This is a genomic window from Brevibacillus centrosporus, assembly GCF_003710815.1.
Taxonomy (GTDB): domain Bacteria; phylum Bacillota; class Bacilli; order Brevibacillales; family Brevibacillaceae; genus Brevibacillus; species Brevibacillus centrosporus.
Genome location: NZ_RHHP01000003.1, coordinates 195987 through 212104, shown reverse-complemented (window position 1 = coordinate 212104; position 16118 = coordinate 195987). Strand labels below are relative to the sequence as shown.

At 48.7% G+C, this 16118-nt stretch carries 16 protein-coding genes; 11 read left to right on the top strand and 5 right to left on the bottom strand.

What is annotated here, in order from left to right:
- Window positions 1-3 precede the first annotated feature (3 nt).
- The 8 genes from EDM55_RS05500 to ppsA all read left to right on the top strand — a co-directional run bounded on the left by EDM55_RS05500 (window position 4) and on the right by ppsA (window position 9908).
- Entirely contained in the window at window positions 4-705 is a 702-nt protein-coding gene (locus EDM55_RS05500; protein WP_122959802.1) for a TerC family protein, read from the top strand.
- Window positions 706-708: 3 nt separating this feature from the next.
- A complete protein-coding gene (locus tag EDM55_RS05495; RefSeq protein WP_122959801.1) occupies window positions 709-1581 on the top strand; it encodes a LysR family transcriptional regulator in 873 nt (290 codons plus the stop codon).
- Between the two features lie 251 nt (window positions 1582-1832).
- Window positions 1833-2903 carry an AbrB family protein gene (locus tag EDM55_RS05490; RefSeq protein WP_122959800.1) on the top strand — a complete coding sequence of 357 codons (1071 nt, stop codon included), beginning with the start codon at window positions 1833-1835 and terminating at the stop codon, window positions 2901-2903.
- A gap of 198 nt (window positions 2904-3101) precedes the next feature.
- A complete protein-coding gene (locus EDM55_RS05485; RefSeq protein WP_122959799.1) occupies window positions 3102-4142 on the top strand; it encodes a tripartite tricarboxylate transporter substrate binding protein in 1041 nt (346 codons plus the stop codon).
- Window positions 4143-4223: 81 nt separating this feature from the next.
- Complete coding sequence (locus EDM55_RS05480; protein ID WP_092266292.1) at window positions 4224-4685, top strand: tripartite tricarboxylate transporter TctB family protein; 462 nt, start codon at window positions 4224-4226, stop codon at window positions 4683-4685.
- A 14-nt stretch (window positions 4686-4699) separates the two neighbouring features.
- Window positions 4700-6226 carry a tripartite tricarboxylate transporter permease gene (locus tag EDM55_RS05475; RefSeq protein WP_092266291.1) on the top strand — a complete coding sequence of 509 codons (1527 nt, stop codon included), beginning with the start codon at window positions 4700-4702 and terminating at the stop codon, window positions 6224-6226.
- Window positions 6227-6241: 15 nt separating this feature from the next.
- The gene (locus tag EDM55_RS05470; RefSeq protein ID WP_122959798.1) at window positions 6242-7033 is read left to right on the top strand and encodes a class I SAM-dependent methyltransferase; all 792 of its coding nucleotides are present in this window, start codon (window positions 6242-6244) and stop codon (window positions 7031-7033) included.
- Window positions 7034-7292: 259 nt separating this feature from the next.
- On the top strand, window positions 7293-9908 hold the full coding sequence (ppsA, locus tag EDM55_RS05465; protein WP_122959797.1) for a phosphoenolpyruvate synthase: 2616 nt from the start codon (window positions 7293-7295) through the stop codon (window positions 9906-9908).
- 135 nt (window positions 9909-10043) lie between these two features.
- On the opposite strand, the gene EDM55_RS31380 is transcribed toward ppsA, so the two are convergent.
- The 5 genes from EDM55_RS31380 to EDM55_RS05440 are packed head-to-tail and all read right to left on the bottom strand — an operon-like array spanning window position 10044 to window position 13632.
- Complete coding sequence (locus tag EDM55_RS31380) at window positions 10044-10430, bottom strand: GerAB/ArcD/ProY family transporter (RefSeq protein ID WP_375371890.1); 387 nt, start codon at window positions 10428-10430, stop codon at window positions 10044-10046.
- Window positions 10431-10447: 17 nt separating this feature from the next.
- Window positions 10448-11017 (bottom strand): GerAB/ArcD/ProY family transporter, encoded by a 570-nt coding sequence (locus EDM55_RS05455; RefSeq protein ID WP_170184391.1) that lies wholly within the window; start codon window positions 11015-11017, stop codon window positions 10448-10450.
- Window positions 11010-11243, bottom strand: coding sequence for a hypothetical protein (locus EDM55_RS05450; protein WP_092266286.1), 234 nt, complete (start codon window positions 11241-11243; stop codon window positions 11010-11012). Before EDM55_RS05450 ends, EDM55_RS05455 begins: the two co-directional genes overlap by 8 nt.
- Before the next feature lie 47 nt (window positions 11244-11290).
- Entirely contained in the window at window positions 11291-12358 is a 1068-nt protein-coding gene (locus tag EDM55_RS05445) for a Ger(x)C family spore germination protein (protein WP_122959794.1), read from the bottom strand.
- A complete protein-coding gene (locus tag EDM55_RS05440) occupies window positions 12355-13632 on the bottom strand; it encodes a spore germination protein (RefSeq protein ID WP_246070928.1) in 1278 nt (425 codons plus the stop codon). Before EDM55_RS05440 ends, EDM55_RS05445 begins: the two co-directional genes overlap by 4 nt.
- A gap of 138 nt (window positions 13633-13770) precedes the next feature.
- On the opposite strand from EDM55_RS05440, the gene EDM55_RS05435 reads away from it, so the two are divergent.
- From EDM55_RS05435 to yedA, 3 genes are all read left to right on the top strand, one after another.
- Window positions 13771-14328 carry a dihydrofolate reductase family protein gene (locus EDM55_RS05435; RefSeq protein ID WP_092266283.1) on the top strand — a complete coding sequence of 186 codons (558 nt, stop codon included), beginning with the start codon at window positions 13771-13773 and terminating at the stop codon, window positions 14326-14328.
- Window positions 14329-14624: 296 nt separating this feature from the next.
- Window positions 14625-15077 (top strand): Lrp/AsnC family transcriptional regulator, encoded by a 453-nt coding sequence (locus tag EDM55_RS05430; RefSeq protein WP_092266282.1) that lies wholly within the window; start codon window positions 14625-14627, stop codon window positions 15075-15077.
- Between the two features lie 22 nt (window positions 15078-15099).
- Entirely contained in the window at window positions 15100-16062 is a 963-nt protein-coding gene (gene yedA, locus EDM55_RS05425) for a drug/metabolite exporter YedA (protein ID WP_122959792.1), read from the top strand.
- Window positions 16063-16118 lie beyond the last annotated feature (56 nt).

Sequence of the window (16118 nt, the reverse complement as noted above, 5' to 3'; positions counted from 1 at the left end):
ATCATGACAGAGTTTTTACTAAGTCTTTTGCAAATCATTATTGTAAACATCGTACTGAGTGGCGATAACGCGGTTGTGATCGCTCTTGCCTGTCGAAACTTGAGCCCGGAGCTGCAAAAGAAGGCAGTCTTCTGGGGAAGCTTTGGGGCTATCGGACTTCGTGTCATTCTGACCTTTATCGCTATCTATCTGTTGAAAATTCCGCTGGTACAGGTTGTTGGTGGCCTCTTGCTCATCTGGATTGCAGTCAAGCTGCTGAAAGGTGAGGATGAGGACAGTCACATCGGCGGCGGTGCGAACATGATGGAAGCGCTGAAAACCATTATTTTCGCAGACCTGATCATGAGCTTGGACAACGTCATCGCGGTGGCGGGTGCAGCCAACGGCAACATGCTGCTGGTGTTGATCGGTCTGGCCATCAGTATTCCGCTGATCATTTGGGGAAGCCAGCTTTTGATGAAGCTGATGAACCGTTTTCCGATTATCGTCCTGCTCGGAGCGGCATTACTCGGTTATACGGCGGGCGAGATGGTCGTAGGAGACAAGCTGGTCGGGGGATTTATCGAAGAGACCTTGCCTGCCCTGCACATCATTTTGCCAGTTGCCTTGGCATTGGTCGTCATCGCAGTGGGGAACTACCTCAAGCGCAAAGCGGAAAAGGAAAAAGCCAATCAGATCGGACAAGATCACGCGGAGACGTTGTAATACATGGAATATCGCGACTGGCACATCCTGCAAACCTTGTTTCGTGAGCAGAATATCACAAAGACAGCAGAGGCGTTGTATATTTCCCAGCCTGCTCTGACGAAACGATTGCGCCAGATCGAAAAAGATTTTGGGGTGCAGATCGTACAGCGTGGGAGCAGAGGGGTGCAATTTACGCCCCAAGGCGAATATCTGGCAAAATGCGCAGATGAGATGCTGCTGCGGCTGCGCAACATCAAGGAAAATGTGTTAAATATGGGGAACGAGGTAAATGGAACGCTGAGGCTGGGAGTTTCCAATTACTTCGCGCGCTACAAGCTGCCGATGATTTTGAAGAGGTTTAAAGAAGCATACCCGAACATCGATTACAAGGTCATCACCGGCTGGAGTAAAGATGTCTACAAAAGTGTGTACAATCAAGATGTCCACGTGGGCTTCGTCCGGGGGAATTACAATTGGACGGACAAAAAGCTGCTGCTGTTCGAAGAAGCCGTCTGTGTTGTCTCCCGGGAACCGATCCAGATAGAAGACCTGCCTAATCTGCCGAGAATTGACTACGAGACGGATCCCATGCTGCGAGCACTGGTTGACGGCTGGTGGACCGAGAATTTTTCCCAGCCGCCGCAGATCGGCATGGAGGTCGACAAGGCGGATACGTGTAGTGAAATGGTAGCGAGCGGACTAGGCTACGCCATTTTGCCCCGGGTAGTTCTGAGCGGCAAAGACGATCTGTACATGATCGGACTGACGAGCGCAGCAGGCGATCCGATCAAGCGAAAGACGTGGATGTTCTATCATGAGGACGCGCTAGATCTGCAGATGGTCAAAGCTTTTGTACAATTCATGGAACAGATCGATATAGAAGTCCCTCAGTAAAAGAAAAGAAAACCTGCTGCACCCGCATGGAAGTCATGCTGGAGGTAGCAGGTTTTTTGTATCATCGGACAGGAACGCCGAGCGTTTTCTCTCTTTTCCTCCCCTCCACAACAGCCCGCCCGCCATCATTCACCCAAGGAATCGCTGCCGATAACCATTTTGTATTTTTTCTGCGGGAGCGGCTGTACTACACTAGGGGTACTTCACCAAAGAACCGCACTTTACGTCAGATCGTCAGAGGGGAAACGTTTATGCTGCTGCGCGCAACGTTTACAATGCTGCTTGGAGCACTGGGAGGCTTGCTGTTTAGCGCGATTCACAGCCCGCTTCCGTGGTTGCTCGGAGCTTTGATTACTACGGTTGTATGTACGTTTCTCGGTGTTCGAAACCTGTGGGTTCCAAAGTGGTCTCGCCAAGCAGGCTTGGTCGTGATCGGCATATCGCTTGGCTTGCGCATGACACCCGAAATCTGGGAGGCCATGACGGGTCACATCGGTTTGATGCTGATCGCCACCATCCTGACTGTCTTGATCAGTCTTATCAATGCCTGGATCTTTTGGAAAGTGGGCAAGGTTGACGGCATAACCGCCATTTTCAGCAACGTCCCGGGAGGCTTATCCGAAATGGTGACGATTGGAAAGACGGTTGGAGGGAACCAGCAGATTATATCCATTTTCCACTCGATTCGCGCTGTCATCATCGTGCTTTGCACGCCTTTCCTCGTTACGTGGCTGCCGCATCATGCCGCGATGCAAGCAGCTGTGCCTGATCAGGTGCTGGGATTCGGAAAGACGCTGCTGATCCTCGTCGTTGGAATAGGTGGGGCGTGGATTGCCTCCCGTTGTTCGTTTCCCGCCCCATTTCTGCTCGGTGCGCTGATGCTCACCACTGTCGTGATGCTGAACACGCCGCTTGCCACCGGACATCCAGCCCTGGCAGGTTTTCTGGTGAAAGGAGCTCAGGTGCTGATCGGAGTGGGGATCGGACTAGGCTTCAAGCGAGAGGACATCGCCCGCAGCCGTCGCTACTTCTTGCTCGGTCTCATGCATTCCATTCTTCTGTTCGTGATGGTAATCGCTCTGGCAGTAGGCATCTCGTATGGGATGGGGACGGAGGCAATCACCATGATTTTGGCGAATGCACCGGGCGGGATTGCAGAGATGAGCTTGACTGCCTTGACTCTTGGGGCAGACCCGCTCTTGGTCACAGCCTTTCAGCTGTTTCGCGTTCTGTTTGTGCTCACGCTGTTTTCCTTCGGGGTGCGTACATGGATCAACCGTCGCCGCCGCGCAGGAGGGGCGCCTCAAGAAACGAGTGCATGACGCAAGAATGAAGTCTTTTTTCAACAGCTAGACCTGCGTTCTCCCGAGATGGAGAAGCAGGTCTGTTTCGCGTGAAAAATATGAAAATAATCATAAAAATAGCGTTTATCCAAAAAATCCGAACAAACTAGGAAGCGCTTTCATAGGGTGCTATGATCTCCTTAGTTGAAAACGCTATCAACAAAGGGGGATATACAGATGAATCAAACTAAGAAATGGAAGAAGTGGAGCGGCGTACTTCTTACGACAGCGATGGCACTGAGCCTGGCAGCCTGTGGAGGCGGCGGTGGGCAAACCGCAGCAGGAGGCGGGAAGGCAGCTTCAACTTATCCGGAAAAGCCAATTGTCATAACAGCTCCATCGGGTGCAGGTGGTGGCCTGGATAAAACAGCGAGATCCGTTGCAAAGGTCATGTCAGCAAGCAAGCTGGTAGAGAAGACGATCACCGTCGAAAACAAGCCAGGTGGCGGTCAGGCAGTAGGATTGGCAGACTTCGTGACGCAGGACAAGAAAAACAATTACAAGCTGCTGCTTCCTTCTACACCGATTATCATCAATAACCTGAAAAAGGAAGGGAACAGCCCTCATTCCTACAATGATATGACACCGTTGGCTCAGCTGACGAAGGACTATGGCGCCATCGTTGTGGCAGCCGGCTCTCCTTACAACAATCTGAAATCCCTGATGGATGCGATTAAGGCCGATCCGACAAAGGTAACCGTGGCAGGAGGCTCTGCTCCAGGCTCGCTCGATCACTTGACATTCTTGATGCCGGCAGTAAAAGCGGGCATCGATCCAAAATCGGTAAAATACATCTCTTACGACGGTGGTGGAGAGGCGATCGCAGCGCTTTTGGGCGGAAATGCAGACGTACTCGCTACCGATGTATCGGGTGCTGGTGAGTACGTAAAATCCGGTAAAGTAAAAATCTTGGGCGTATCTTCTCCAGAAAGACTGAAAGGCACATTCAAGGACATCCCGACCTATAAAGAAGCGGGGTATGATACCGAATTGATCAACTGGCGCGGCGTGTTTGGGCCAAAAGATATGACACCGGATGCTGTAGCCTACTGGGAAGAAAAGTTGAAAGCCATGACACAAACGGCTGAATGGAAAGCTGAACTAGAAACAAATGGCTGGGATGACGGTTACAAAAACGGAGCAGACTTCAAGACTTATCTGGGCGATCAAGAAAAAATGTTCAAGGAAATCCTGGGTCTGCTCAATATGGCGAAATAAATAAAATTGAGAGCGGAGACGGAGAAGAAGCGATTCTTCTCCTCCTCCATTCTTAAATTTTTGTGAGAAGGGGAGGAGCACGTGAGCAAAACATTTGATCGCTACGCCAGCCTGTTGTTTCTCGTCTTGGGAGCGGCATTTTTGATTGGCAGCCAAAACATTTCCGCGAGTGCGTACGGAAGCAATGTCGGGCCGAATATCTTTCCGCTCGGTCTCGGAGCTCTTTTGGTTTTGCTAAGCCTGCGCTTGTTTTACGAAACATTCAAATACAAGCAAGAGGAGAAAAAGCAGGGACCTGCGCTCGATTACAAACGATTTCTCATCATACTCGTAGCGGCACTTTTATACGTCTTGCTGTTGGAGGAAATCGGATATGTGGTGAGCACCTTCCTCTTTTTGCTGGTTGGCTTCCAGACCATGTCAAAGGGAAAATGGCTCTCGACACTGCTTATTTCCGGCGCATTTTCCTTTGGTATCTACTTCTTGTACGTCAATGTTCTCGATGGCAGCTTGCCCGGTTTACCAGCATGGTTAGGCTTTTAGGAGGTGGATGACAAATGGATGCGTTTCATTACTTATTAAATGGCTTTGCTACAGCCCTGCAATGGCAAAATATCATCTTTGCGTTTGTCGGTGTACTGATCGGGACGGTAGTAGGCGTTTTGCCAGGGATCGGACCGATTAGCGGCGTCGCGCTGCTGATTCCCGTAACAGCATCGTTGACAGGCGGGCTCCCGCCAGAGGAGGCAGCGACCAGCGCGATTATTTTGCTGGCGGGCGTTTATTACGGGGCGATGTACGGTGGCTCTACAACTTCGATTCTGTTGAATACGCCAGGTGAGTCATCCTCAGTTGTTACCGTATTGGATGGATACCCGATGGCCAAGCAGGGACGGGCGGGAGTCGCCCTGGCGATCGCTGCGATCGGTTCGTTTGTAGCAGGGATTGTCTCGCTTGTCGGTCTGGTATTCTTGGCTGAGCCATTATCAGATGTCGCGCTCAAGCTCAGTCCTGCCGATGAGTTTTCCCTGATGATCCTCGGGCTGTGCGCCTTGAGCGGATTGGCAGGAAAGTCAGTCACCAAGGCCTTGATTATGACCGTATTCGGACTTTTGCTCGCGACGATCGGGATGGACAACGTGTCTGGTGTGGCACGCTTTACCTTTGACATGCCCGAGCTTTATTCCGGTCTGGAATTTTTGACCATTGCGGTGGGGGTATTTGCTCTCGGAGAGGTTTTCAAAACGATTCTAGAGCGCGATGCGAACGAAGGGGAGATCGCCAAAATCTCTCGCATTTTGCCTACCAAGCAGGATTTGAAAGAAAGTGCAGGGCCGATCATCCGCGGTTCGTTGGTTGGTTTCTTTAAAGGAATTGTTCCTGGATCAGGCGCGACACTGGCGTCCTTCCTCGCGTACTTGCTGGAAAAGAAAATCAGTAAAAATCCGGAGAAGTTCGGAAAAGGGGCAATCGCGGGTGTGGCGGCCCCTGAGTCAGCCAACAACGCTGCTTCGGGTGGAGCCATGATTCCCCTTTTGACCTTGGGGATTCCGGGAACAGGGACGACCGCCGTGCTGATGGGCGCTCTGATCATGTACAACGTGCAGCCAGGTCCCCTGCTGTTTGATGAGCATCCGACCATCGCGTGGGGCTTGATCGCGAGTATGTTTATCGGTAACCTGATGCTGCTGATTCTCAACATGCCGCTCGTCAAAGTTTTTGCCAAGCTGATTGAAACACCTCCGAAGTATTTGATCCCGATGATTGTGGCAATCTCCATTTTCGGTGTGTACGCGGTACGTGTCTCGGTATTTGATCTCGTGCTGCTGCTAATCTGTGGGGTAGTCGGGTACTTCCTGGCGAAAAATGATTTCCCAATGGCACCACTTGTTTTGGGCTTGGTGCTTGGGCCAATGATTGAAAATAACTTGCGTCGCGCACTGACGACGTCCAACGGAGACTTCTCCATCTTTATTGAAAAGCCAGTATCTCTGGTCTTCCTGATTATCGCGGTTCTGTGGATCTCGGTTCCGTTGATCATGAAAATGCGAGGGAAAAAAGTAGTGGTGAACGTAGAAGGGTAAAGGAGAGTGAAACGCATGCGAGATGACAAAAAGATCAAAGAGGAAGTCAAACAGCAGTTCGGTGCCAATGCCGAAAAGTATGTGACCAGCCAGACACACGCGACGGGAGATGATCTCTCCCTGCTGGCGCCTTGGCTGAATCCGTCGTCTGATTGGGTCTTTCTCGACGTGGCGACAGGTGGGGGGCATCTTACCAAGAAAATCGCTCCGCATGTAGGTCAGGCTTTTGCGACGGATTTGACCGGACCGATGCTAGAGGCAGCTCGGAATCATCTAAAGGCGCACTGCAGCAATGTCTTTTATGTCGTAGCGGACGCAGAGGCACTCCCGTTTCTCGACGATACGTTCGATGCGGTTGGCTGCCGAATTGCCGCTCATCATTTTCCCAATCCCCAGGCATTTGTCCAGGAAGTCGCACGTGTCCTGAGGCCTGGTGGCAAGTTCGTGCTGATTGACAATATCGCGCCGGAGGAGGAAGAGCTGGATCGTTTTGTGAACACGCTGGAGAAGCTGCGGGATACCAGTCATGTACGCAGCTATTCTCGCTCGGAATGGCGGGAGTGGATCGAGCAGGCAGGTCTTGCAGAAGGCCAGTCCCGTATTCGCAAAAAGACCTTCCCTTATGCGACTTGGGTGAGACGAACGACGGAGTCAGAAGAACAGGTAGCTCAGGTAACGGCTCATATTACCGAGGCGAAGGCAGAGGTCCAAACCTACTTTGCAGTGGAAAAGACAGGCGAGGAGGTCGTATCCATTTCGGTGGATGAATGGATGGCCATGTTTGAAAAGCCGCAAGCAAAAAGATGAAAAAAGAGAGAAGCCCCTACCTTTTAGCCATACGGTGGGGGCTTTTTGCTGTGCCGAATGGCAACGAAAATCAAAGAAGAACCTGGGCAGCTTTACCAGGTTCTTTTCTATAGCGTAAAAACAGTCACGATGCTATAATCGAAATACGACTGTTTTGTTAAAATTACAACATTTATCCCATATTATATTTTAATTGTATCATGCCGGCAACCTCGTGTCAAATGCTTTTTCTCAATTGAATGGTTAGGGGAGATATAAAATGAGTTCTTTGGCTCTCGGTTTTCAGGAAATACACAAAGACCAGCTACTGCTCGTTGGCGGAAAAGGGCTGCATTTAGGGCAATTGGCAAAAATGCAAGGAATCCACGTACCAGAAGGATTTTGTGTGACAACAGTGGGATTTCAAAAGGCCATCGCGCATAACGAGACGTACCATGCCTTGTTGGATCAACTAGCGATGCTAAAAGGAGAAGATCGAGAACAAATTGGTGAAATCAGCCGGAAGATTCGACAAATCCTTAGCGAAGTAGAAATTCCAGCGGATGTGGTGGAGGCCGTAGCTCATTATCTCACCCAGCTTGGAGAAGAACACGCGTATGCCATTCGTTCTAGCGCGACCGCGGAAGATTTGCCGTATGCCTCTTTTGCGGGTCAACAAGACACCTATTTAAATGTCATCGGCATCGAAGCCATTTTGGAGCATATCCGCAAATGCTGGGCTTCCCTGTTTACGGAACGCGCGGTCATTTACCGGATGCAAAATGGATTTGACCACCGTCAAGTTTATTTATCCGTGATCGTACAAAGAATGGTTTTCCCACAGGTATCTGGAATTTTATTTACCGCTGATCCGATCACGTCCAACCGGAAGCTGCTATCCATCGATGCCAGCTTTGGACTTGGAGAAGCATTGGTCTCTGGGGTGGTATCTGCCGATTGCTATAAAGTACTGGAGGGAGAAGTCGTCGATCGGAGGATTGCAGCCAAAAAACTGGCGATCTACGGGCGAAAAGAAGGCGGGACAGTGACACAGGAGATCGATCCAGATCTGCAAAAGACGCAAACTTTATCGGATCAACAGATTTTAAAGCTCGCCCGTATTGGAAGGCAGATTGAAGCTTATTTTGGCAGCCCGCAAGATATCGAATGGTGCTTGGCTGATGACACTTTTTCTATCGTCCAGAGTCGGCCAATCACGACGTTGTACCCCATCCCTGAGGTGAACGATCAAGAAAATCACGTCTATATATCTGTAGGCCATCAGCAAATGATGACTGACCCCATTAAACCACTGGGCTTGTCTTTTTTCCTGTTAACGACTCGTGCGCCTATGCGAACAGCTGGGGGTAGGTTGTTCGTCGATATTACCGATATGCTTGCTTCCCCTGACAGCAGACAAGTCATGGTGGATACCCTCGGAAAATCCGATCCGCTCTTAAAGGACGCACTTACGACCATCATAGGGCGAGAAGATTTTATACAAGCGTTGCCAGAAGATAAAAAAGCACCGGGGCCTGGTAAAAATCAGAAAGGTATGCCGCCTGTGGGTCCTCAAATTCAAATCGAAAGCGATTCCGCAATCGTCTCTGATTTGATGAAGCGCAGTCAAGCCTCGATCGAAGAGCTAAAGCGCAGCATCCAAGCGAAATCAGGGCCGGACTTGCTCGATTTTATTCGAGAAGACATCGAGCAATTAAAGAAAATTTTATTTGATCCTCAAAGTACGGCTGTGTTTATGACCGCTATGAACGCTTCAGCATGGATCAATGAAAACCTGTACGAATGGTTAGGGGAAAAAAACGCAGCAGATACGCTTTCCCAATCCGTACCGAACAATATTACTTCGGAAATGGGCCTGGCATTAATGGATGTCGCGGATGTGATTCGTCCTTATCCAGAAGTCATTGCTTTTTTGCAGCATGTAAAAGACGATAGCTTTTTGGAGGCACTATCTGACCTTGATGGTGGACAGAAAGCCCGAGATGCGATCTACTCCTATCTTCAGCAATACGGAATGCGCTGTGCCGGAGAAATCGATATAACGAGAACGCGTTGGATCGAAAAACCACTGACACTTGTCCCCCTGATTCTAGGCAATATCAAAAACTTTGAGCCGAATGCTGGCAAACAAAAGTTTGAGCAAGGACGACTGGAAGCGCTGGAAAAAGAACAAGACCTGTTAGAGCGATTGAGAAAATTACCGGAGGGTGAGCAAAAAGCGGAAGAAACCAAGCAAATGATTGACAGAATCCGGAATTTTATCGGGTACAGGGAGTATCCAAAATACGGCATGATACATCGCTACTTGGTTTATAAGCAGGCTTTGCTAAAGGAAGCCGAACAATTGGTCGAAGCTGGCGTGATTCATGAAAAAGAGGACATCTACTATCTTTCTTTTGAAGAGCTTCACGAGGTTGTACGCACAAACAAGCTGGATGATCGGATCATCAGCAATCGAAAAGACGATTACAAGTTTTTTGAAAAACTAACTCCGCCACGTGTAATCACGTCTGATGGGGAAATCATTACAGGTGAGTACAAAAGGGAAAATCTTCCAGATAAAGCGATTGCAGGTCTACCTGTTTCTTCCGGAGTAATAGAGGGGCGCGCACGTGTCATCTTAAGCATGGAAGACGCTGATTTAGAAGAGGGAGATATATTGGTCACCACTTTTACCGATCCTGGCTGGACACCATTGTTTGTATCGATAAAAGGTCTCGTCACCGAAGTCGGTGGGCTGATGACCCATGGAGCAGTGATCGCACGAGAATATGGTTTGCCAGCAGTTGTCGGCGTGGAGAATGCTACCAAGCTGATAAAAGACGGACAGCGAATTCGTGTGCATGGGACAGTAGGCTATATCGAGATACTGTAATGGCTGAATACATCAAGAAAGAGCCTTTGTCATGGAGAACCGGTAGTAAAACATTGGGTGGAGGTAAGCGGTGGTAATATCTCTGAAAAGGCACCAGCCATCTTGCGGCTGGTGCCTTTTCGACATGGTCTGCTTTCACCGTTTAGTCAAAGCTGTACGCGTCCAGTCTACAACAAAATAAAGGACAGGGATGACTTCCGCTACCAAAAGAAGGCTTACCATACCGTGATTGGTCAAATGAGCAAGTTCCATTTTAGATCTGGCCATGAATAAAGAGAGTCCCGCCATGATGGCTGTCATGGATAGAGCAAATGGTTTGTGATCCTGTAAGGAAAAGCTGTGAGTAAGTGCTATCACAGATATAAAGAGGAACAAACTGATTTTAATAAAAAGGCTGGTGAGCCACACTGCAATCAGGACAGGATCCAGATTCTCCAGAAAAGAACCTGCTCGGATGAAACGAATGAGCTCTAGCTCGGGGTAAATCAGTTCACTTGTTAAATGTGGTCCAAATACGAGCAAGGTTGAAATGAGGCTAGTCAAGATGATGAATAACGTTTGTCCTGCTGGATATGCTGAAAAAATGCAATGGTCATTTGGAAATTCATATCACGGACGACGAATACGGGTATCATCAGCATTCCGAGGATGGTTAAGAAGAAGATCCCTTGCGCACACCGAAAGATAGCATGCACGCCTGAACGGACGGCATAGGCAATACAAATGCTAATAAGCGCTGTAACCGCCCAATCAGGTGTTTCGGGAAGGTAGACCTCGACCAGGAAATCCTGCAATTCGCGCAAGACGAAAGCTGCACTGAACAAGCTCGTAAAAATCATGATGGTGATGAGAGGATAGTGCAGCCACTTTCCAACAATGTATTTGCCATAGGTAGCAAAGAAAGCGGTTGGGCGTTTTATGGCCACTCGAAAGGAGACATAGGTAATGGCAAGACCACATATTGCTCCGATCAGGAGGGGGATCCATGAAGAAAAACCTGCCTCCGTTACCAAAGCGGTCAAGCGAAAGCCAAGCATAGTTGTAAAAAGGTACTGGGTGAACAACATATAAAGCTGTGATTGTGATACTTGCCCCAGCTCCTTATTCATTTTCGCCTCTCCAAATAATGAACTTTTCCATCGGGTGAAAAACATACTCAATTACTTTGGCAAACTGGAAAGAATCCCGAAAATAATAGAGGGCTTCAAAGCTGAGAAAGCAGAAAAGTACCATCCCTACGACGATCCGTTTTGTTCGCTTTTTTCGGTTTTGATGATGTAGATAGCGAAGCTCATACCCAAAGATGATTGCAAATACCATGGCTACGATGATCATTTCAACCCCCTGATGATGACTCTTCTGGATGGAAGCGAATAGGATTTTTAGTGGTTCCCAGCCGTTTTATAGTGATCTCTACATGAGGAGCGATTTTCACGAGCACCCACTTTCTGCGAGGACTCAATGGCTTTCTTGATCCGAATCTTTACCAATTCTTCAAGGCTGTCCTCCAAATTTTTAATTTGCTCCGGATCTTGCAATGGAATGGTGGATTGCGAGGATATCAAGGAAGCATCCGCTTTGCAATGAATGTGTATCGTGATTTGATCTCCCTCGATGATTGGCTTTATTTTGGAATGGGATTGGTTGATCATAAAATCGAGTGGTTTGCCATCAGTTGAAGCGATTACCGTAATCTCCGCGTCCCTCATTTTCCCTAGAATCCACATAGCCCCCCTCATTTCATAAGTCGTGAGAGTATTCACCAGTTTTCCGTTCTTGAAAATGGCTGCTCCGTCTGTTCCCAGCCAGTTTTGTACCTGTTTTTTTTCGCTCGGGATGGCTTTGGTTTCGACTTTTAGCATGGGAATTAACATGTCGCCACCGTAATAAGAAGCAGCCAAACAATCCTTTGCTGTCGTATCGAGCGTCACAAGCTCTCTACTATAGGCGAGCAATATATCTACAGGAAAGCGTTCAAAGATGATGGGGATCGTCGTTATTTCTTTTGCTTTACCAGGTGCGATATACACGTTGGTATTGATATGGAACCGCGGTTCTCGAGAAATGAATTCCAGAACCTGACTGATCCCGGCTTTGGCAAATTCCTTTCCGATTACCACGACGCTTGTTTGACCAAAGGTGATTCTACGAGATAGATCGGACTGGATGAGGCGATACGCTTCACCGATGTCATGGCCAGTCTTGGTTACAGTAGTATAAGGCTTGCCGGTTAATTCACCAGTTCCACCCGACTGTCCAGGAATGAGACGGTTGGCTAAGGGGAAAGAGAGGGTGACCTCGACCCCATCGTTGACTTTATCTAAGAAAATGATGCGTACAAAACTTCGATTATTCAATTCTACAGACGACCAGCATCCAGTCAATCCGAAGCAGGAGAGGAAAGCAACGATATAAAGCATAGCCACACGCCAAGGTAGAATCGTGCTCAATCGCCATCCTCCTCTCGCTCAGTCTCTTGGATTTTTTTGCTTCCTTGCCTGATCTTGTTCTTTCCAGCAGTGGAAGGTCTTTTGCGCAAGTACCACCAGGGAGCCCTTACGTACGTATCCTTAAGATCACCTATGATTAAAGGTGTCATGGGTGCCAGATAGGGCATTCCGAACGACCGTAGATTGATGAGATGAATATAGATCAAAAGCAGACCGCAAATGATGCCGAAAAGCCCAAACAACCCCGCGAAGATCATGATGGGAAAGCGTAATAAGCGAATAGACAGACCCAGATCAAAGTGAGGGATGATAAACGAAGCAATACCCGTAAAAGAGACGATGATGACCATGGCTGCGGAAACGATCCCAGCCTGGACAGCAGCTGTGCCGATAATCAAAGCCCCAATAATGGATACGGCTTGACCGATCGATTTGGGGATACGTACAGCGGCTTCCCGCAAGGCTTCGAAAGAAATTTCCATAATAAAGGCTTCAATCAATGCGGGAAACGGGACAATTTCACGTGAAGCGGCAATGGTCATGAGCAGCTTAGGAGGGATCATTTCCGGGTGAAACGTCGTAATCGCAACATATACCGAAGGAAGCAATAAGGATATAAATACGAACAAGTAACGTATCCACCGAATCCATGTTCCCGCTATATACCGTTGATAGTAATCTTCAGCTGATTGAAGCAGCATCCATAACGTGACGGGTGCGAGCAGCACCATGGGCGTACCATCGACAATGATAGCGACCCGGCCTTCCAAAAGTGCGGCCGAAACGACGTCTGGCCGTTCCGTATACTGTACTTGGGGAAAAGGTGAGAAACGAGAATGATCGAGAAACTCTTCGACGTAGCTGCTGCCAAGAACTCCATCGATCTCGATGTTCCCCAGTTCAGTGATCAATTGAAGATGTGTATAAAACATATCCTGTGTTGTTTTAAACGGCCAGTTCGGGTTCGCGGCGCTTAAAAATTTGGCGATATCGTCAGCGTTTCTATGCCAATCTGCATCCAGGCTTTTCAAATCCGCCTGATTGCCCGTTTTGGCAGCTGCGACAATTTTCCCTGCGATTTGAATCTGCTCTCTCAAAAGCTCAGACAGCTTATTCCCGGCTTCTTCCCCATAATAAGGCTTGATCAGATTCCCGATGTCCTGCTGATTCTGCAAAAGCCGATCCAATACGTCCTTCGCATCTGGACGATTCGACATGACGCTGACAATATAGCTTCTCGTCCAGATCGTATGGTCGATCCACGCCTTCTGCATATCACTTTTCAGTTGGACCATTTTGGGACTAAGGCAGGCCGAATTCTTCTGCCCCCCCTCCTTGGCTAGTGCAGATCCACCAGCTGGCATATTGAAATGGCTAGAATGGGTGGTAGCTCAATGAAAAGGGGAACAACCATGGCACGGAAAATCATTTTGGATGTAGCCGTTACGTTAGATGGTTTTATTGAAGGAAAAAATGGAGAAGTGGATTGGTGCATGATGGACGAGGAGATGGGGTTTCTTTCGTTCTTGCATCAAATTGATACGATTCTCTATGGCAGAAAAAGCTATGAGCTATGGGGACAATTTCATCCGGAGCCGGCACATTCCGATATGGAAAAAGAAATCTGGAGAGTCGTTCATAGCAAGGAGAAATACGTGTTTTCCAGGACGCAAAAAGGGACTGGGGATAAAGCCATTTTTATGAACGATCACATTCTTGAAGAAGTAAATAAAATAAAGAACAAGCCTGGCAAAGACATCTGGCTGTACGGTGGATCGAGCCTCATTTCAACCTTTATCAGCCTAGGGCTTGTAGATGAATTTAGATTGTCTGTTCACCCGGTTGTTTTGGGAGAAGGCAAACCGTTGTTTATGGATATCAAAAAGAGGTTGAATTTCAAACAGGTTGAAGCCAGAACGTTCTCCTCTGGCGTGGTGCAGCTCATTTATCAATGGGATGGAAAAGAGTAGGGCTCATCTCCCTTCTTCAAGGCATGAGGTTGAAAATCGTGCAAGAAAACAGCGGTTGTCTAAGACAGTGTCTTTAGGTCTTAGGCAGCCGCTGTTCGATTTAGCAGCAGGGCAGCTATTTGTACCAATGACGGCGAACGATCCGTAATCGTTAAGCGGAAATCCGACTGGGATTTTGACGTTTTTATTTGAAATCTTGCTTGTTTTTTACGATTCGTTTGAGTTTAAAGGCTGACGATTACGAATGGTTTCATAATGACGGAATTGTGTTACTATTTCCACAGGAGGGATCAGCGATGGATGACGTGGATCTGAAGATTTTGGAGCTGCTCGAGGAAAACGGAAGACTGTCTCATGAGGAAATCAGCAAGATCTTGCACATTTCTCGTCCGGCTGTCCATCAGCGGGTCGGCAAGCTTGAGAAGAATGGAGTGATCAAAGGATATCGCAGCATCATCGATTGGAGACTGATGGAGCAAAAAATCAAGGTGCTGATCTTTGTGAAAGCGAGATGTCAAAACTTCAAGGAAATGGCAGGGAAGATCGTGGAGCTGCAGGTGCCAAACGTCAAGATCGTGGAATGCCAGAGACTCGCAGGGGAGTGGTGCATGATGCTGAAGGTGCGCGTGAATGCACCGGAGGATCTCACGAATCTGATAGATGAAATGGTCAAGCATGAAGAAGTGTTGGAAACCTCGACGACCTTTATCTTGTCAACCATGTATGAAGATGGGTGGAAAGAAATTTGAAAGCAAGGGTGGAAAATAAGCGATGACAGGAAAAAAGGATACGAAGCTTTTTGCCATTACGATCGCTTTGCTGACCGTTTACTTATTTTGGGGAGGCACTTATCTCGGCATGAAAATTGCCATTGAATCGATTCCGCCCTTTATTATGGCAGGGGTGAGGTTCACTTTGGCTGGTGTGTTTCTCTTCCTGTTCAGTCGTTTGAAGGGAGCCGAACTGCCAAGTGCTGCCGAGTGGAAAGGTGCGGGTATTGTGGGGGCGCTGCTGCTTCTTGGAGGTAATGGCGTCGTCGCCTGGGCGGAGCTGAGACTGCCCTCTGCGATCGCTTCCTTGCTGGTGGCGACAGTCCCGCTTTGGATTCTGGTGCTCAACTGGGCCGGAGGGAGCAGACAAAAACCGTCGGGCGGAGTGATGGCGGGAATCCTGGTTGGGCTCGCGGGCGTCGCTGTTTTGGTGGTCCACCCCGGTGGCTCGGAAGGTAAAGGTGCCGATACGATTGGGATTATCGTGCTGCTGGCTGCCTCGATCAGCTGGTCGTTTGGGTCCCTGTATTCCCGTACGGCAAAGCTCCCCGCATCTCCTTTGATGTCGACTGCCCTGCAAATGATTGTAGGGGGAATTCTGCTCAGCATAACATCCCTGTTTCTCGACGATTGGACGAAGCTGCATGTTACGCAAATATCCCTTCGTTCCTGGGTCGCCCTCGGGTATTTAATCGTATTTGGCTCGATTCTCGCTTATACGGCGTATATTTGGCTGCTAAAAAACGCAGAGCCTTCGCTTGTGTCCACCTATGCTTTTGTGAATCCGATCGTCGCCGTATTTTTAGGCTGGCTGCTGGCGGATGAGCAGCTGTCTACCCAGTCGTGGGTCGCGGCGGCCTTGATTATCGCGGCAGTTGCGATAATCACGATTTTTCGCGGCAAGGGCGCCCGGAAGAATCAAACGGCTGCCAGAAAAGAGGAAGGAAAGCTTCAGGCTAGATAACAGAAAGAAAATAGAAGAAAAAACCCCATGTAAGGGCAGTCACTTAGGAAGACTGC